The organism is Cronobacter malonaticus LMG 23826, from assembly GCF_001277215.2.
Classification (GTDB): Bacteria; Pseudomonadota; Gammaproteobacteria; order Enterobacterales; family Enterobacteriaceae; genus Cronobacter; species Cronobacter malonaticus.
Genome location: NZ_CP013940.1, coordinates 27325 through 45640 on the forward strand (window position 1 = coordinate 27325; position 18316 = coordinate 45640).

At 57.7% G+C, this 18316-nt stretch carries 14 protein-coding genes, 1 tRNA gene and 2 other RNA genes; 12 read left to right on the top strand and 5 right to left on the bottom strand.

Annotated features, from left to right (window positions below; genetic code table 11):
• The first annotated feature begins 57 nt into the window (after positions 1-57).
• The 3 genes from AFK66_RS00120 to AFK66_RS00130 all read left to right on the top strand — a co-directional run bounded on the left by AFK66_RS00120 (position 58) and on the right by AFK66_RS00130 (position 477).
• Positions 58-134, top strand: a tRNA-Pro gene (locus AFK66_RS00120).
• Between the two features lie 36 nt (positions 135-170).
• A non-coding RNA gene (locus AFK66_RS00125) (RtT sRNA) lies at positions 171-306 on the top strand.
• 36 nt (positions 307-342) lie between these two features.
• Positions 343-477: non-coding RNA, RtT sRNA (locus AFK66_RS00130), on the top strand.
• A gap of 56 nt (positions 478-533) precedes the next feature.
• On the opposite strand, the gene AFK66_RS00135 is transcribed toward AFK66_RS00130, so the two are convergent.
• The gene (locus AFK66_RS00135) at positions 534-992 is read right to left on the bottom strand and encodes a lysozyme inhibitor LprI family protein (RefSeq protein WP_032968483.1); all 459 of its coding nucleotides are present in this window, start codon (positions 990-992) and stop codon (positions 534-536) included.
• A complete protein-coding gene (locus AFK66_RS00140) occupies positions 982-1911 on the bottom strand; it encodes a peptidoglycan-binding protein (protein ID WP_007779176.1) in 930 nt (309 codons plus the stop codon). The genes AFK66_RS00135 and AFK66_RS00140 overlap by 11 nt, the downstream gene beginning before the upstream one ends.
• A gap of 760 nt (positions 1912-2671) precedes the next feature.
• Here AFK66_RS00140 and dppA point away from each other — a divergent pair.
• The 5 genes from dppA to dppF all read left to right on the top strand — a co-directional run bounded on the left by dppA (position 2672) and on the right by dppF (position 8413).
• Positions 2672-4279 (top strand): dipeptide ABC transporter periplasmic-binding protein DppA, encoded by a 1608-nt coding sequence (gene dppA, locus AFK66_RS00145; RefSeq protein ID WP_032968482.1) that lies wholly within the window; start codon positions 2672-2674, stop codon positions 4277-4279.
• A 195-nt stretch (positions 4280-4474) separates the two neighbouring features.
• Positions 4475-5494: a dipeptide ABC transporter permease DppB gene (dppB, locus tag AFK66_RS00150; RefSeq protein ID WP_004387619.1), complete on the top strand. Its 1020-nt coding sequence runs from the start codon at positions 4475-4477 to the stop codon at positions 5492-5494.
• 9 nt (positions 5495-5503) lie between these two features.
• Positions 5504-6406 (top strand): dipeptide ABC transporter permease DppC, encoded by a 903-nt coding sequence (gene dppC / locus AFK66_RS00155; RefSeq protein ID WP_007779164.1) that lies wholly within the window; start codon positions 5504-5506, stop codon positions 6404-6406.
• 11 nt (positions 6407-6417) lie between these two features.
• Positions 6418-7413 carry a dipeptide ABC transporter ATP-binding protein gene (gene dppD, locus AFK66_RS00160; RefSeq protein WP_007779161.1) on the top strand — a complete coding sequence of 332 codons (996 nt, stop codon included), beginning with the start codon at positions 6418-6420 and terminating at the stop codon, positions 7411-7413.
• The gene (gene dppF, locus AFK66_RS00165; RefSeq protein ID WP_007779159.1) at positions 7400-8413 is read left to right on the top strand and encodes a dipeptide ABC transporter ATP-binding subunit DppF; all 1014 of its coding nucleotides are present in this window, start codon (positions 7400-7402) and stop codon (positions 8411-8413) included. Before dppD ends, dppF begins: the two co-directional genes overlap by 14 nt.
• A gap of 291 nt (positions 8414-8704) precedes the next feature.
• Here the strand turns inward: dppF and bcsG are convergent, their stop codons facing one another.
• The 3 genes from bcsG to bcsE are packed head-to-tail and all read right to left on the bottom strand — an operon-like array spanning position 8705 to position 12151.
• Positions 8705-10390 (bottom strand): cellulose biosynthesis protein BcsG, encoded by a 1686-nt coding sequence (gene bcsG, locus AFK66_RS00170; RefSeq protein WP_032983121.1) that lies wholly within the window; start codon positions 10388-10390, stop codon positions 8705-8707.
• Entirely contained in the window at positions 10383-10580 is a 198-nt protein-coding gene (gene bcsF / locus AFK66_RS00175) for a cellulose biosynthesis protein BcsF (RefSeq protein ID WP_007779144.1), read from the bottom strand. The genes bcsG and bcsF overlap by 8 nt, the downstream gene beginning before the upstream one ends.
• Positions 10577-12151: a cellulose biosynthesis protein BcsE gene (gene bcsE / locus AFK66_RS00180; protein ID WP_007779140.1), complete on the bottom strand. Its 1575-nt coding sequence runs from the start codon at positions 12149-12151 to the stop codon at positions 10577-10579. Before bcsE ends, bcsF begins: the two co-directional genes overlap by 4 nt.
• A gap of 172 nt (positions 12152-12323) precedes the next feature.
• Between bcsE and bcsR the strand changes: the two genes are divergently transcribed.
• From bcsR to bcsB, 4 genes are read left to right on the top strand one after another with little or no spacing between them, the layout of a single operon-like run.
• Positions 12324-12527, top strand: coding sequence for a cellulose biosynthesis protein BcsR (gene bcsR / locus AFK66_RS00185; RefSeq protein WP_004387626.1), 204 nt, complete (start codon positions 12324-12326; stop codon positions 12525-12527).
• Positions 12524-13252, top strand: coding sequence for a cellulose biosynthesis protein BcsQ (bcsQ, locus tag AFK66_RS00190; RefSeq protein ID WP_007779139.1), 729 nt, complete (start codon positions 12524-12526; stop codon positions 13250-13252). Before bcsR ends, bcsQ begins: the two co-directional genes overlap by 4 nt.
• Positions 13249-15867 (top strand): UDP-forming cellulose synthase catalytic subunit, encoded by a 2619-nt coding sequence (bcsA, locus tag AFK66_RS00195; protein WP_023897799.1) that lies wholly within the window; start codon positions 13249-13251, stop codon positions 15865-15867. The genes bcsQ and bcsA overlap by 4 nt, the downstream gene beginning before the upstream one ends.
• 10 nt (positions 15868-15877) lie before the next feature.
• Positions 15878-18310: a cellulose biosynthesis cyclic di-GMP-binding regulatory protein BcsB gene (bcsB, locus tag AFK66_RS00200; protein ID WP_071602978.1), complete on the top strand. Its 2433-nt coding sequence runs from the start codon at positions 15878-15880 to the stop codon at positions 18308-18310.
• Positions 18311-18316: the final 6 nt, after the last annotated feature.

Below are 18316 nucleotides of genomic sequence, written 5' to 3' on the forward strand. Positions count from 1 at the left end.
TTTTTAAAGTAAGGGATTGACGGGAATTAGGGTGCGCAGTAATATGCGCCCCGCATTCGGTGATTGGCGCAGCCTGGTAGCGCACTTCGTTCGGGACGAAGGGGTCGGAGGTTCGAATCCTCTATCACCGACCAAATTCAGAAAAGCCCTGCTCATCGAGCAGGGCTTTTTGCTTTCCGGCGTCTGAAAGGATGAGAACCTCCGGGGGCAGGGAGGTTCGACCCGAGCGCAGCGAGAGAGCGTTGCGTAAGCAACGACCCGCAGGGCGAAGCCGCGTAGCGGCGAGTTATCCTCTGGCACCGACCAAATTCAGAAAAGCCCTGCTCATCGAGCAGGGCTTTTTGCTTTCCGGCGTCTGAAAGGATGAGAACCTCCGGGGGCAGGGAGGTTCGACCCGAGCGCAGCGAGAGAGCGTTGCGTAAGCAACGACCCGCGGGCGAAGCCGCGTAGCGGCGATTTATCCTCTGGCACCGACCAAATTCAGAAAAGCCCTGCTCAACGAGCAGGGCTTTTTGCTTTCCGGCGTCCGGCCCTCAGGGCTGCACCTGCGCCATTAATGCGTTCAGCTCGTCGATACGCGCCTTATTCATATTGATTTCGCACTGGGTGGCTAGAACCCAATAGTTGGGGGTTTTAGCACTGATCTGGGAACTGGCCGCCTGACAAAACAGGACCTTATGTTTTTCCCATGCCGCCTGATCGTTTTTCAGCGCATTGGCCGTATCTACAACGATTTGTGAGTCTTCATCCTCGTAATCCGCATTAGCCTCCAGCCAGTCTTCCGACTGTACCTGCTTCAGCGCCGCCGCCAGCGTCTGTTGTAGCGCCTGCTCCGTTTGCTTGCGCTGCCTTTCAAGACATCGCGTTCCGGCGGCATAATCCGCACTCTTCGCACACATCTTTGCAGCCTCTCCGTAAATGATGGACGAGGCAGCAACGCAGGTGGTTGGTATCAACAGAAAGGGCAGAAAAAAAACTAACTTATAACCCATTGATATATTGCAACCTTTTTAAGTTTCTTCCATGTGAGTTCATCTGTGCGCGATCTGTTTTCAGATATAAACGCACCGATTTCAGATCGTCGAGTAAAATCAACCGGGCAAATTCACCTGCTGACTCACATCCCTGATACAAACTATCGATGTATATATCTTTTAATCTGACACGCATCTTTTCCCAGCTTATGGCAGACATCATTCTCGCTTTGCGTCCATTAAAGATCCTTTTCGCCTCGGAAATATAAAATTGTATGGCAATTTCAAACAGTCTTAGCTGTTGCTGGTGCGTAATTTCACCGAAAAGCGGCCCATAAAATTTCACGAAACTGGCAGCCTCTCGTCCTTTCAGAAAAGCAGCTTTAGATGCCAGAATGGCTTTGTACTCTTCTATCCCTGCCTGTCTGAGCGTTGCAAAAATCTCACCTGCGCTTCGATTTCCCATATCGTAGCCACGGCCAAGTGTAACGCCAGAAGCAGCAGAATGAGGCCAGTGTAAGATGCGTGAGAACCAGGGATAAGGGTGCGGACGGAAAGGATTTGTAGCTGTAATATAATCCGTCCCTTCATTGTCAAAAGTAAATTGCGCTTCCCGTACATGTAGCGGCCCGGAAGTAATCCGTGGGCGCCAATCGGGTTGGCTGGCATTTTTTAACGCTTCAATGAACCATTGATCAAATGGCTGTACCAGGCCTGATCGGGACAGTGTTAACAAACGTTGATACCAGATAATCGCTTCTTTGGTTTCGTTGTTGCATATGCCGTCCACTTTTAATGAACGCCCTGTCGCTGTCTGATAACCAGCTTTCATCATCAATTCTTGTAGCGCTTTTACGTCATCAGCATAATTTACGCCGCAAACGCCTACCGATGACTGCAAGCGCAGCACGCGTGGCTCATGAAAATTCCTTTTCATATACCTCAATACCTTTTGTCAGTTCGTAAGGGTTTCCATTTTTTGTCGACACGACAGAGAACGTAGCGAACGCCTCAGGCGTGACGTTTTGCAGAAACCAGAACTGAAATCGTATTAAAGAGGCTTTCCATAAAACCGTAAGCAGCCAGAAGTTATTGCTTTTCACCCCCACATTCAGACCCTGTTCCAGGGAATACCTGAATAAACATATTCACCTGCTTAATTCGTTAGTCTTATTTAGCTTCGATTTTCTCGCGCGAACGCGATTCTGTGACATATTTCATTGAAAATAGTTATGAAACATCCCGCATACTTTCCGCTCTGCTTATATATTGCCTTAGCATTTTTTGCTGTATGGGTAACAAATCGCGCCATAAACCCGTTCATAAGTTCGCCACAGAGCCAGAAATTTTGCATTAAGCGGATAAAACATAAGCGCTGAATGTTACAAATTATCAAGACGATTATTCTGCGAGTGAGGGCGTAGCATAAATTTCCGTGCTGAAAACATGCCCATGAGGTTTTTTTAATCTTTGTTTGCCGTTTCTCACCCCGGTTGTAAATCCCGGATAGCTGTATTGACGTTTGCGTGTTCTGTTGACAGATTGTAGGGCGTGAGGGTCATTTTACGGACAATCTGTACTGCAACTCAGTCTCCCTTGCGAAAGGAATCCCCAGCCTCACACTTAACGATCGGACCGGGCAAAAAATAAAAAAGGTCTGACGAAAAACACAACACCTATCACATTGGAGCAGAAGAATGAGTATTTCCTTGAAGAAGTCAGGGATGCTGAAGTTTGGTCTCAGCCTGCTGGCTATGACCTGCGCCGCAGGCGTACAAGCCAAAACCCTGGTTTACTGTTCAGAAGGCTCGCCGGAAGGCTTTAACCCACAGCTCTTCACCTCTGGTACCACTTACGACGCAAGCTCTGTGCCGATTTACAACCGTCTGGTTGAATTTAAAACCGGCACCACGGAAATTATTCCGGGCCTCGCGGAGAAATGGGACGTCAGCGAAGATGGCAAAACCTATACTTTCCATCTGCGTAAAGGCGTGAAATGGCAGGACAATAAAGATTTCAAACCGACGCGCGAATTTAACGCCGATGACGTCGTGTTCTCGTTCGATCGTCAGAAAAACGATCAAAACCCGTACCATAAAGTTTCTGGCGGCAGCTACGAATATTTCGAAGGCATGGGTCTGCCAACGCTGATTAGCGAAGTGAAAAAAGTCGACGACAATACCGTCCAGTTCGTGCTGACGCGCCCGGAAGCGCCGTTCCTGGCGGATATGGCGATGGACTTCGCGTCGATTCTTTCTAAAGAATACGCAGACAACATGCTGAAAGCCGGCACGCCGGAGAAAGTCGACCTGAACCCGATCGGTACCGGTCCGTTCCAGCTGCTGCAATACCAGAAAGACTCCCGCATTCTGTATAAAGCGTTCCCGGGCTTCTGGGGCACCAAACCGAAGATTGATCGTCTGGTCTTCTCCATTACGCCGGATGCCTCTGTTCGTTACGCTAAGCTTCAGAAAAACGAGTGCCAGGTGATGCCGTACCCGAACCCGGCGGACATCGCGCGCATGAAGCAGGACAAAAACATCAACCTGATGGAGCAGGCGGGCCTGAACGTCGGCTACCTCTCTTTCAACACCGAGAAGAAGCCGTTTGACGACGTGAAAGTGCGTCAGGCGCTGACCTACGCGGTGAACAAAGACGCTATCATCAAAGCGGTTTACCAGGGCGCTGGCGTTGCCGCGAAAAACCTGATCCCGCCGACCATGTGGGGCTATAACGACGACGTGAAGGATTACACCTACGACGTCGAGAAAGCCAAAGCGCTGCTGAAAGAAGCGGGTCAGGATAAAGGCTTCACCGTTGAGCTGTGGGCAATGCCGGTACAGCGTCCGTATAACCCGAACGCGCGCCGTATGGCCGAGATGATCCAGGCTGACTGGGCGAAAATCGGCGTTCAGGCGAAAATCGTGACCTACGAGTGGGGCGAGTACCTGAAGCGCGCCAAAGCGGGCGAACACCAGGCGGTGATGATGGGCTGGACCGGCGACAACGGGGATCCGGATAACTTCTTCGCCACCCTGTTTAGCTGCGACGCCGCGAAAGATGGCTCCAACTACTCCCGCTGGTGCTACAAGCCGTTTGAAGATCTGATCCAGCCGGCGCGTGCCACCGATGACCACAACAAACGTATCGAGCTTTACAAACAGGCTCAGGTCGTGATGCACGATCAGGCACCGGCGCTTATCGTCGCGCACTCCACCGTGTATGAGCCGGTGCGTAAAGAAGTCAAAGGCTACGTGGTCGATCCGCTGGGCAAACACCACTTCGAAAACGTCTCCGTTGAATAATTAAAACCGTCAGGGGCGCGCGAGCGCCCCGTGTCCGGCGACGCTGCGCCTGTATCGGTCTACACTTGCAGACCGGGCAAGCGCAGCACACCCGGCAGCAGTGCTTTATTCCCTCGCTGAAAGGAGAGGGAATGAGATTTGTGAGCAATACAGACCACATCCCCTGGTTGTGCGTCATTACAGAGAATCCGGGTTATGTTGCAGTTCATCCTCCGACGTCTGGGGCTTGTTATCCCGACGTTTATCGGTATCACCCTTCTCACTTTTGCCTTCGTCCATATGATCCCCGGCGACCCGGTGATGATCATGGCGGGCGAACGTGGTATTTCCCCTGAGCGTCACGCGCAGCTGCTGGCCGAGCTGGGCCTCGATAAGCCGCTCTGGGAACAGTATCTCCACTATATCTGGGGTGTGCTGCATGGCGATTTAGGCCTGTCGCTTAAAAGCCGCCTCCCGGTGTGGGACGAGTTCGTGCCGCGCTTTAAAGCGACGCTGGAGCTTGGCGTCTGCGCGATGATTTTCGCGGTTGCCGTGGGCATTCCGGTGGGCGTGCTGGCCGCCGTTAAACGTGGCTCTATCTTCGATCATACAGCAGTAGGCCTGGCGCTGACCGGCTACTCCATGCCTATCTTCTGGTGGGGCATGATGCTGATCATGCTGGTGTCGGTGCAGCTAAACCTGACGCCGGTCTCCGGGCGCGTCAGCGATATGGTGTTCCTTGACGATACCAACCCGCTGACCGGCTTTATGCTTATCGACACCGCCATCTGGGGTGAAGAAGGTAACTTTATCGACGCGCTGGCGCACATGATCCTGCCCGCCATTGTGCTCGGCACCATTCCGCTGGCGGTGATCGTGCGTATGACCCGCTCGGCGATGCTGGAAGTTCTCGGCGAGGATTACATCCGCACCGCGCGCGCCAAGGGCCTGACCCGTATGCGCGTCATTATCATTCACGCGCTGCGTAACGCCATGCTGCCGGTCGTGACGGTGATTGGGCTTCAGGTAGGCACGCTGCTCGCGGGCGCTATCCTGACGGAAACCATCTTCTCCTGGCCCGGCCTCGGCCGCTGGCTCATCGACGCGCTCCAGCGCCGCGATTATCCGGTCGTGCAGGGCGGCGTGCTGCTGGTGGCGACGATGATTATTCTCGTCAACCTGCTGGTCGATCTGCTCTATGGCGTGGTGAACCCGCGTATTCGTCATAAGAAATAAGGGGCCATCATGACGCAAATAACTGAAAACAAAGTGGTGGCCGCACCGGTGCCAATGACGCCGATGCAGGAATTCTGGCACTACTTCAAACGGAACAAAGGCGCGGTCGTCGGGCTGGTGTATGTCGTCATCATGATCCTGATTGCGGTCTTCGCGAACATCGTCGCGCCGCATAACCCGGCGGAGCAGTTCCGCGATGCGCTGCTGGCCCCGCCGGTCTGGCAGGATGGCGGTAGCTGGGCGCATATTCTCGGCACCGATGACGTGGGCCGCGATGTGATGTCGCGCCTGATGTACGGCGCGCGCCTGTCGCTGCTGGTCGGCTGTCTGGTGGTGGTGCTGTCGCTGGTCATGGGCATTGTGCTTGGCCTGGTGGCGGGCTATTTCGGCGGCATCGTCGATACCATCATCATGCGTATCGTCGATATCATGCTGGCGCTGCCGAGCCTGCTGCTGGCGCTGGTGCTGGTGGCGATTTTCGGCCCGTCAATCGTTAACGCTTCACTCGCGCTGACCTTCGTGGCACTGCCGCACTACGTGCGCTTAACGCGTGCGGCGGTACTGGTGGAAGTGAGCCGCGACTACGTGACCGCCTCCCGCGTGGCGGGCGCCGGCGCGATGCGCCAGATGTTCGTGAACATCTTCCCTAACTGCCTTGCGCCGCTGATTGTTCAGGCGTCGCTCGGTTTCTCGAATGCCATTCTCGATATGGCCGCACTGGGCTTTCTCGGCATGGGCGCGCAGCCGCCAACACCGGAGTGGGGCACCATGCTCTCCGACGTGTTGCAGTTCGCGCAAAGTGCCTGGTGGGTCGTGACCTTTCCTGGTCTCGCTATCCTGCTGACGGTGCTGGCATTTAACCTGATGGGCGACGGCCTGCGCGACGCGCTCGACCCCAAACTCAAGCAGTAAAGAGGCACGAGATGGCGTTACTGAATGTAGATAAATTATCGGTGCACTTCGGCGACGAAGGTACCCCGTTCCGCGCCGTAGACCGCGTGAGCTACAGCGTGAATCAGGGCGAAGTGGTTGGCATCGTGGGCGAATCGGGTTCTGGTAAATCGGTCAGCTCGCTGGCGATTATGGGCCTTATCGATTTCCCTGGCCGCGTGATGGCGGACAAACTGGAATTTAACGGCCAGGATTTACAGCGTATTTCGGAGAAAGAGCGCCGGAACCTGGTGGGCGCCGAAGTGGCGATGATCTTCCAGGATCCGATGACCAGCCTGAACCCCTGCTACACCGTGGGTTTCCAGATTATGGAGGCTATCAAAGTGCACCAGGGCGGCAATAAAAAGACCCGCCGTCAGCGTGCGATTGATCTGCTTAATCTGGTCGGCATCCCGGACCCGGCGTCGCGTCTGGATGTCTACCCGCATCAGCTTTCCGGCGGGATGAGCCAGCGCGTGATGATAGCCATGGCTATCGCCTGTCGTCCGAAGCTGCTGATAGCCGATGAACCGACTACCGCGCTGGATGTGACCATCCAGGCGCAGATCATTGAACTGCTGCTGGAGCTTCAGCAAAAAGAGAATATGGCGCTGATCCTTATCACCCATGACCTCGCGCTGGTGGCCGAAGCGGCGCACAAAATCATCGTGATGTACGCAGGCCAGGTGGTGGAAACCGGCGAAGCGCGGGATATCTTCCGCGCGCCGCGTCACCCCTATACCCAGGCGCTGCTGCGCGCCCTGCCGGAATTCGCGCAGGACAAGGCGCGTCTGGCGTCGCTGCCGGGCGTGGTGCCGGGGAAATATGACCGCCCGACGGGCTGTCTGCTCAATCCGCGCTGCCCCTACGCGACCGAACGCTGCCGCGCAGAAGAACCGGCGTTAAACCTGGTGGACAATGGCCGCCAGTCGAAATGCCACTACCCCCTCGATGATGCCGGGAGGCCAACCAATTATGAGCACGCATGAGGCCACTCTGCAGCAACCGCTGTTGCAGGCTATCGACCTGAAAAAACATTACCCGGTGAAGAAGGGGCTCTTCGCGCCGGAGCGTCTGGTGAAAGCGCTGGATGGCGTTTCGTTTACGCTTGAGCGCGGTAAAACGCTGGCGGTGGTGGGCGAGTCCGGCTGTGGTAAGTCCACGCTTGGCCGTCTGCTCACCATGATTGAAACGCCGACCGGCGGCGAGCTTTACTACCAGGGTCAGGATCTACTGAAACCGGACGAAACGGCGGAAAAACTGCGCCGCCAGAAAATCCAGATCGTGTTCCAGAACCCGTACGGCTCGCTGAACCCGCGCAAAAAAGTGGGGCAAATCCTTGAGGAGCCGCTGCTTATCAATACCCGTCTCAGTAAAGAGGCGCGCCGCGAGAAAGCGCTGGCGATGATGGCGAAAGTGGGGCTTAAAACCGAGCATTACGATCGCTACCCACATATGTTCTCCGGCGGCCAGCGCCAGCGTATCGCCATCGCGCGCGGGCTGATGCTTGACCCGGACGTGGTGATCGCCGACGAACCGGTCTCGGCGCTGGATGTATCAGTGCGCGCGCAGGTGCTGAACCTGATGATGGATCTGCAGCAGGATATGGGGCTGTCGTATGTGTTTATCTCCCACGATTTGTCGGTGGTGGAGCACATCGCCGATGAAGTGATGGTGATGTATCTCGGCCGCTGCGTGGAGAAAGGCACGAAAGACCAGATTTTCTCGAATCCGCGTCATCCGTATACCCAGGCGCTGCTCTCCGCAACGCCGCGCCTGAACCCGGACGACCGCCGCGAGCGCATCAAGCTTACCGGCGAGCTGCCAAGCCCGCTGAATCCGCCGCCGGGGTGCGCCTTCAGCGCCCGCTGCCGTCGCCGTTTCGGCCCGTGTACGCAGATCCAGCCGCAGCTTAAGGAATATAATGGTCAGCTGGTCGCCTGTTTCGCTGTCGATCAGGATGAAACCGGCGAGCCGCGCATTCCTTAATGATTAAGCAAAACGTAAAAAGCCGACGCATAGCGTCGGCTTTTTTATGGGCGTTACGGAGCAGGCGGTGGATGCGCTGCGCTTATCTACCCCCTACAAAATATGCGGCCTGTGTAGGGCGGGTAAGCCTGCGCACCCGTCGGGGAGCAGATGGTGGATGCGCTGCGCTTATCTACCCCACAAAATATGCGGCCTGTGTAGGGCGGGTAAGCTTTGCGCACCCGCCGGGGTAGCCGATGGTGGATGCGCCTCGCTTATCCACCCTACAAATAATGCAGGCGGCCTGACACCTTATTGCGGGTAAGGCACCCAATCGCCACCGCTTAAACGCACCCACGGTTTGCCCTGATATTGCACCACCACGGCGTTGGCGTTCTCGGAAACCGGCGCGCTCTGCGGCAGGTTACTGGTCAGCCCCTGCCAGTCCACGTTATCGGCCACAAAGTTTTTGCCGTCCAGCATCCGCACCACAAGCTCGGAAATCGCGAGGAAGCTGCTTGGCTGGTCTATCTCCAGCGCTGAACCCTGATGCGGCGCTTTCATACCGATAAATTTAATGCCCACCGGCACATGGGTAATGGACGGGCTTGGGATATCGCGCAGGCCGGACACCTGCATCTTATCGCCCTGCAGCGCCGCGCCGTGCTCAGGCACTACCACCACCATCACTTTGCGGTTCTCTTTCTCAAGCTGCGTCAGGAATGCATCCAGCTCGTCGAACAGCTTCTGCGCGCGCGCTTTGTAATCGGCGGTTTTGCTGTTGCCCGGATAATGGTTGCCGTCGTGCAGCGGCAGCAGGTTAAAGAACGTGGCGCTGCGATCGCTGCTGCCCTCGCCCTTCACGGTTTGCTGCCAGCGGTTAAGCACCGCCGCATCGTCATACACCGGCGAGCCGTCAAACGACAGCAGATTCACCGGCAGCCCGGACTGATCCATCAGCGGCTCCTGCATATTGCCGTTTTCGCGCACTTCCTTCAGGAAGTTACCGAACACGCCGTTATGGTCCATCATCAGATGGCGCTTAAAGCCAAGCTTCGCCAGGTTATCGAACAGGTAGCACTGCTCGCCGGCGGGTTGGTAGAGATTTTTGTGCGACGGCTGCCCACAGCTCGCGCGCAGCAGACGGATAGCCGCCGGGCCGCTGTACGAGGTGCCGGAGTTAAAGTTTTTAAACACGATGTCGAAGTGCGACCAGAGCGGGTGCGACATCAAACCTGTGGCGTCAATATCAGACCAGGCCAGCGAACAGATGTTGATAACCAGCAGATCGAACGGCTGGGCATCCGCAGGCAGGCTCGCCGGGAACGTCGTCTGGCGTTTGGATTCGCTGGTATAAAAGCTATTCAGCCAGTCATTGATACTCTGGTTGCTTGCAGGCGCGGTTTGCAGCGGAATATCGCCCGCCACTACCGTACCGGCGGCGTTCGCGACGGTCGGTGCCGCGCCGCCGCCGGTCGTTGTTACCGTCGCAGGCGCGGTATTCCCGGCAGGCCACAGCGAGACGACCGGGCCGGTTACGGTCAGCACGTTAAGCCAGACCATAATCGCCACCACAAATACCGTCACCCGCACCCACTGGGAGAGAAACATCCAGGCGACCAGCAGCACAAAGGCGGCGCCAATCATCTGCCAGTTAATAAAGCGCGTCACCAGATCCAGCACATAATCGGTGCTGAAGCCCGCCACCTGCGAGCCCTGGCTCATAATGCTCTGCGGGCCTGGCAGCCAGGTGTCGTGCCAGAACAGGCCGATGCCGACAGGAATCGCTATCCAGTGGCGCAGGCGATGCAGACGCAGGTTCGGAATGGGGAACAGCAGAAACGCCATAAACACCAGGTTGGCGAGCGGGTGGAAATTCAGGTAGCCCGTCCAGAGCAGGCCGAATTTCAGCAGAAAATAGTAGTTCCAGCCGGAAAGACCGCGCCAGTTTTGCCAGCCCGAGCGGGCAAGGGGAGCGGAGTGAACGTGATTAGTCATGTTTTAAATTAGCCTTGATGGTAGAGCGGCGGCGCAACGTACCAGCGGGTTTAACAAATCGGGGGCGAAACAGCAGCGGGCGCAGCGTTTTCATCATGCGGCGTTTGCCCACGCACAGCGCGTATCCCAGCGGGATAAAAATCAGCGCGCACAGCGCGATAAGCTGAAGAATATCGCTAATCGACATCATAACGCGCGCTCCTGTGCGGTGTCGTTAAGCAGCGTAACGGGTGTCGGCACCCGGCGCGTAACCGTTTTGGGCGTGCTGGCGAGCAGCGCGGCGGTCTCGCTGGCCTTACGGGTCATCTCAAGCGGCGCAGCCCATTGCTCGGGGCGCATCGCGCTCATCTGCATAATCTCCGCCGCTATCTGCTTATCTTCATGCCACACCATGCGGTTGGAAAACAGCTCGCTTATCGGCAGCGGGAAAATATGGCTCAGCGCGGTGTCGAGATCGGTAATACGGCAGAACGATAAAAACAGCACCAGCCGGTTTTCGCCGAGCGTCACGATATCGCCCATGCGGCCCGGACGGCAGAGCGTCAGCGCCTGTTCGACGCGAATGCCCGGCACCGGGCGCAGCGCGACCAGAATCCCTTTGTTGTCCTGCGGAATTAACACATTGCTCATCAGCGCGCCGACGGCGTTGCAGAAGATATCCCACGGCTGATAGCCGCGCATTTTCAGCGGCTGCATCGCCTCCAGCAGCATATTCACATCTTCCGGCACGAAGCGGGTGAACTGTTGATTCTGCACGCTTTCAATCAGCGTCAGGCAGCGCGAGAGTGGGGCGTTCCACGGGATCACCATATTCGCGCCGCAGCCCAGCAGCAGGCGTTCGTCGGTGGCGCGCACGCTGGCTTTGTTTTCGCGCACGATGATTTTCAGGGCGCTGCCGCGCTGGCGGCGCAGCGCATGTACGTGACGCGCCAGTCCTTCTATCTGGTTATTTTGCGTGAGGGAGAAAATGACCGTCGCGGCCTGCGCCTGACGCGCTTCGTTAAACAGCGCGTCGTTGTCCTCAAAGAGCGTCCAGTTCTCAGAAAGCGGCGGCGCGCCTTCGAGAACGGCGATATGGCTTAACACGCGGCGTTCGTCGCTGCGCGCCTGGAGCGAGACTTCCTGACGCGGCACCAGCGACAGGCGATCGTTAATCAATGTCACCGGCAACTGCTGGCGCGCGCTCACGCCTTTATCGTTAAACCAGAACGCCACGTCATACAGCCAGGCGTCGCCCTGATAGCGTAAGGTGGCAAGCCCGGAGAGCTGCTGATATTCGGTCATCAGCATTGAGGTTTGCTGATCGGCCTGCGCGCCGGAATTAATAATCAGCAATGTGCAGTGATATTCCTGCGCCCAGCTTTGGCTTTTTCTTATCCAGGCTTTAATATGAGCAGGCGCTACGCCCTGCCAGGCGTTTTCCGCACACAGCAGCACAATGAAATAGTGTTCAGGTTCGAAACTGCAAAGCAGATCGTGATGCAGCCGATGCAATGCATTCTGGCTTTTCGGCATGGTAAACAGGCGCACTTCATCCGGGCCCTGCGGCGCGGGCGGCAGCGGAGCAATAACGCTTTCCGGCGCGGCGTCCATCGTAATAATAGCCACTTTAGTTTCGGGGGTTTGTGCAACAAGCGTCTGGTTGACGAACGTAATTGCATCGCTGTAGCGGTCGCAATTTATCCAGGCTGTTCCGCCTGCGGAAATATGGCGCAGTTCATCCCAGAGCGAGTCAATGCCAATTGAAAAAACAAGAGCCATGGCGCCCTCAATATATAAAGAGTATGACTGTCAGTTTACTAGCGAAAGCCAGGAAATAAACCTAACATTGAAATTAAAGAACATGATCATTAGCATGCAAACCGGGATTGCGTAGATTGACTGTTTTCGTTTGCTGGCTTTAGTGATATTGCTCTAAGGAAAAATAGAATATATGCCTGAGAATGACGCTAAGGCCGCACGCCAACCCGATCGTGGCTATACCTTCCAGAATGATTTTGAAGCGCTCAGCCGGGTGTTTTCACTTCCAGATCTCGACTACACCGATATATCGCAACGTGAACAACTCGCGACGGCAATTGCGCGCTGGCCCTTGCTGGCGGAATTAGCGCGTCGTGACGCAGGAGCGCAAGGATGACCGTTCTGGCATTACAGGGCGTGCGCGGCGGCGTGGGGACAACCTCATTAACGGCGGCGCTCGGTTGGGCGCTGTATCAGCTTGGTGAAACGGTGCTGGTGATTGATGCCTCGCCCGATAACCTGCTGCGCCTCTCTTTTAATATCGATTTCGACCACGCTGACGGCTGGGCGCGCGCGTTGCTGGACGATAAACCCTGGCAGTCCACCGCCTGGCGTTACGCACCGGGTCTGGACGTGCTGCCGTATGGCGCGCTGCGTCAGGCTGAACGGGAAAACGACGTGACGCCCGCGCTCAGCGCGTTCGCGCAGCATCTTCAGCAACTCAAGGCGAGCGGCCAGTGGCGCTGGATATTGCTGGATCTGCCGTGCGGCTTTGACGCCGTGACCCGCAGCCTGTTACAGGTGGCCGACCGCACGATCTGCGTGGTGCAGCCTGACGCCAACTGTCACGCGCGCTTACATCAGCAGGCGCTGCCGGGCGGCTGCGATCTGCTGGCGAATTTCCGTTTGATTTCAAGCCAGATACAGAACGACATCTGGCAGCTCTGGCTGCAAACGCAGCGTAACCTGGTGCCGGTCGCGGTGCATCGCGACGAGGCGATGATGGAAAGCCTGGCCGCCAAACAGCCGGTGGGGGAATACCGCCCGGATTCGCTGGTGGCCGAAGAGATTGTCACGCTGGCGAACTGGTGTCTGCTGCATTACGGGAGTGAGGGCGCATGATAAGCCTCTCTGCGCTGGTGCTTGCGCCGCCGGTTCGCGCGCGGCTGCGCGAGCGTTATATCACCTATCGTCGCAACGGTGCGCCGCCGTTCAGCGCGGCGCTGGGCTGTTTCTGGCTGACGCTCGCCTGGCTGTTTCTGCCGCTGGAAAACCCTCGCTGGCAGGCCATTCGCGCGCAGCACGCGCTGCTGTTCCCGCATATTCATCCCGACCGCCCGCGTCCGCTCGACACGGTACGTTATCTGCTCCAGGCATTATGGCTGGTGGCGCTGCGTCCCTGGCGCGCTGTCGGCACGCCGCGCTGGCGGCCCGTCTCAAAGGTACAGGTCTGGCGCGAGCGTTTTAACCTCTGGCTGGAGACCCTCCCGCAGCGCTTCAGCGATGAAACCCATCACCTTAACGAGCAGAAAGAGCTGGGCCACATTAATGAACGCCTGCGGCGCGTCGTGCTGGGCGTAGTGGTTATTTTCTCGCTGGTGCTGGCGCTTATCTGTGTAACGCAGCCGTTTAACCCGCTCTCGCAGTTTATTTTCCTGCTGCTGCTCTGGGGCGTGGCGCTGCTGGTGCGCCGTATGCCGGGCCGCTTCTCGGCGTTGATGCTGATTGTGCTGTCGCTGACCGTCTCCTGCCGTTACATCTGGTGGCGCTACACCTCGACGCTGAACTGGAACGATCCGGTCAGCCTGGTGTGTGGTCTGGTGCTGCTGGTGGCGGAAACCTACGCGTGGGTGGTGCTGGTGCTCGGTTACTTCCAGGTGATCTGGCCGCTTAACCGCCAGCCGGTGCCGCTGCCGAAAGATCTCAAAGCGTGGCCTTCCGTCGATATTTTCGTGCCGACCTATAACGAAGATCTGCACGTGGTGAAAAATACCATTTACGCCTCGCTTGGCATCGACTGGCCGAAAGACAAGCTCAAAATCTGGATACTGGATGACGGCAACCGCGAGGAGTTTCGCCGCTTCGCCGAATCTGTCGGCGTGGAGTATGTGGCGCGTCCGACGCACGAGCACGCCAAAGCGGGCAACATCAATAATGCGCTGAAGCTCGCGAAAGGGGACTTCGTGTCGATTTTCGACTGCGACCACGTTCCGACGCGCTCTTTCCTGCAACTTACGCTCGGCTGGTTCCTGAAAGATAAAAAGCTCGCGATGATGCAGACGCCGCACCACTTCTTCTCGCCGGACCCGTTTGAGCGCAACCTCGGACGTTTTCGTAAAACGCCGAACGAAGGGACGCTCTTCTACGGCCTGGTGCAGGACGGTAACGACATGTGGGACGCGACCTTTTTCTGCGGCTCCTGCGCTGTGATCCGCCGCGGCCCGCTGGATGAAATCGGCGGCATCGCGGTAGAAACCGTCACCGAAGACGCCCACACCTCGCTGCGTCTGCACCGGCGCGGCTATACCTCCGCTTATATGCGTATCCCGCAGGCGGCGGGGCTGGCGACGGAGAGCCTGTCGGCGCACATCGGCCAGCGTATCCGCTGGGCGCGCGGCATGGTGCAGATTTTCCGCCTCGATAACCCGCTCTTTGGTAAAGGGCTTAAGCTCGGCCAGAGGCTGTGCTACGTCAACGCAATGCTGCACTTTCTCTCCGGCGTACCGCGACTTATCTTCCTGACCGCGCCGCTGGCGTTCCTCTTGCTGCACGCCTATATCATCTATGCGCCCGCGCTGATGATTGCGCTGTTTGTGCTGCCGCACATGGCGCACGCGAGCCTGACCAACTCCAAAATTCAGGGCAAATATCGTCATTCGTTCTGGAGCGAAATCTACGAAACGGTGCTCGCCTGGTATATTACGCGGCCTACGATGGTGGCGCTGTTCAACCCGCATAAAGGGAAATTCAACGTCACCGCCAAAGGCGGGCTGGTGGAAGAGGAGTACGTGGACTGGGTGATTTCGCGTCCGTACCTGATGCTGGTGTTGATTAACCTGCTTGGCGTGCTGGTCGGCATCTGGCGTTACTTTTACGGCCCGGCCAATGAAATGCTGACGGTTATCGTGAGTATCGTCTGGGTGTTCTACAACCTGATTATCCTCGGCGGCGCGGTGGCGGTATCGGTGGAAAGTAAACAGGTGCGCCGCTCCCATCGTGTCGAGATGGTGATGCCGGCGGCGATCGCCCGTGAAGATGGCCACCTCTTCTCCTGTACGGTGCAGGATTACTCCGACGGCGGCCTCGGCATCAAAGTACACGGCGGCGCGGAGTGGTTGCAGGGGCAGAAGGTAAACCTGCTGATGAAACGCGGCGCGCAGGAATATGTCTTCCCGGCGAAAGTGGTGCGCGTCTTTGGCGACGAAATCGGCCTCAACCTTGACGGCCTGACCACGCGCCAGCATATCGATTTTGTACAATGTACCTTCGCGCGCGCCGACACCTGGGCGCTCTGGCAGGACAGTTTCCCGGAAGACAAACCGCTGGAAAGCATGCTCGATATCCTCAAGCTCGGTTTTAAAGGGTATCGCCACCTGGCGGAATTCGCGCCAGCGTCACTCAAAATTGTCTTTCGCACCCTTACCACGCTGGTTTCCTGGATAGTGTCGTTTATCCCCCGTCGTCCGGAGCGGACGGCTTTGGGGGAGCGTGCGCTCCCGGTTATGGCTCAACAATGATGAATATGCGATGAAAAGAAAACTCTCCTGGATGTGCGCTGTGGCAGTGGGAATGAGCCTGTTGCCCGGTGCCTATGGCGCGCCTGAAGCCACCAACGATCCAAACGCCACCGCCGCGCCGACCGCGCCGGTGGTCGCGCCTGCGACCGAAGGCGTCATGACCGCCACCCCTGCGCGTACCGAGGCGTTAACTCCCGCCACGCCGCCTGTCGCAGGCACCGAGCCTGCGCCTGCGACGGAAGGTGCGGTGCTCGGCCAGGTGATGCCGGGCGTGGAAGGCGCGGGTGCGCCCGTGGTTCAGGATGGCGCGCCCACGCGCGACGTCACGCTGAGTTTCGCCAGCATCGCCCCGCCGCCGGGCAGCATGGTCCTTAAAGGCCTGAACCCGGACGGTTTTGTTGAGTTCGGGATGCGCAGCGATGAAATTATCTCTAAAGCGACGCTGAACCTGACCTATACCCCGTCGCCGTCGCTGCTGCCGGTGCAGTCGCAACTGAAGGTTTACCTGAACGATGAACTGATGGACGTGCTGCCGGTAACCAAAGAGCAGCTCGGCAAGAAAACCACCGCCCAGGTGCCTATCGATCCGCTCTATGTCAGCGATTTCAACCGCGTGCGCCTGGAGTTTGTCGGCCACTATCGCGACGTCTGCGAAAACCAGGCCAGCAACACGCTGTGGATGGATATCGGACGCAACAGCGCCCTGAATCTCACCTTCCAGACGCTGCAACTGCAAAACGATCTGTCGCACTTCCCGGTGCCGTTTTTTGATTCGCGCGATAACCGTCCGCTGGAGCTGCCGATGGTGTTTGCCGCCGCGCCAGATCTCGCTACCCAGCAGGCCGCGAGCATCGTCTCCTCCTGGTTCGGCTCCCGCTCAGGCTGGCGCGGCCAGCGCTTCCCGGTGCTTTATAACGCGCTTCCGACGCGCCACGCGGTCGTATTCGCCACTAACGATAAACGCCCCGATTTCCTGCGCGATCTGCCGCCAGCCAAAGGCCCGATGGTGCGCATGATGAGCCATCCGCAAAGCCCGTGGGTCAAATTGCTGGTGATTGAAGGACGCGACGACAAAGACTTACTGCAGGCCGCCAAAGGCATCGCGCAGGGCAGCCTGCTGTTCCGTGGCGACAGCGTTGAAGTGGGCGAGGTGAAACCGCTGCTGGCCCGTCAGCCTTACGATGCGCCGAACTGGGTGCGTACCGATCGCGCCGTGACGTTCGGCGAGCTGAAAGGCTATGAAGAGCAGTTACAGGCGACCGGCCTTGAGCCGAACCCGATTTCGCTGACGCTTAACCTGCCGCCGGATCTCTATCTGCTGCGCAGCAACGGCATCGATATGCGTCTGAACTATCGCTATACGTCGCCCGCCACGCGCGATAACTCGCGCATGGATATCAGCCTGAACAACCAGTTCCTGCAATCTTTCAACCTGCTGCCGAAAGATGAAACCAATCGCCTGCTGCTGCGTCTGCCGCTGTTGCAGGGGCTGCTGGACGGCAAAACCGAAGTGACGCTGCCGACGCTGCGTCTCGGCGCGGCGAACCAGCTACGGTTTGATTTCGCCTATACCAATCCGCTGCCGGGCGGCACGCTGGATAACTGCGTGACCTTCCAGACGGTGCCAAACCGCGTAGTGATAGGCGATGATTCCACGCTGGATTTCTCGAACTATCATCACTTTATGGCGATGCCGGATCTGCGCTCCTTCGCCAACTCGGGCTTCCCGTTCAGCCGCATGGCGGATCTCTCGGACACGCTTATCGTGATGCCGAAACAGCCGAACCCGGCGCAGCTCACTACGCTGCTGGACACCGCAGGGACTATCGGCGCGCAGACCGGTTTCCCGGCAGTTAACCTCACCATCACCAACGAGGGCGGCGACATGCAGAAGAAAGACGCCGACATTCTGGTAATTGGTGCGCTGCCCGCGTCGCTGAAAGATGAAAAACGCATCGATATGCTGGTGAACGCCACGCAAAGCTGGGTGAAAACCCCGACGCGCGACGTGACGCTTATTGATACTGACAACCGCGACCGCCAGCCGCAGATGCAAACGGAAATCACCTCTTCCGGGCCGATGGCCGCAGTCGTGGGCTTCCAGTCGCCGTATCACGATCAGCGCAGCGTCGTCGCCCTGCTGGCCGACAGTCCGCGCGGTTATGAGCTGCTCAACGACGCGCTCAACGACAGCGGTAAACGCGCCGCGATGTATGGCTCGGTCTCGATCATCCGTGAATCGGGCGTGAACAGCCTGCGCGTGGGTGACGTTTACTACGTGGGTCATCTGCCGTGGTTTGACCGTATCTGGTACGCATTGTCGAACCACCCGATCCTGCTGGCGATTTTCGCGGCCATCAGCGTCGTGCTGCTGGCGTGGGTGCTGTGGCGTCTGCTGCGTATCCTGAGCCGCCGCCGTCTTGATCCGGGCAACCATGAGTAACGCGTC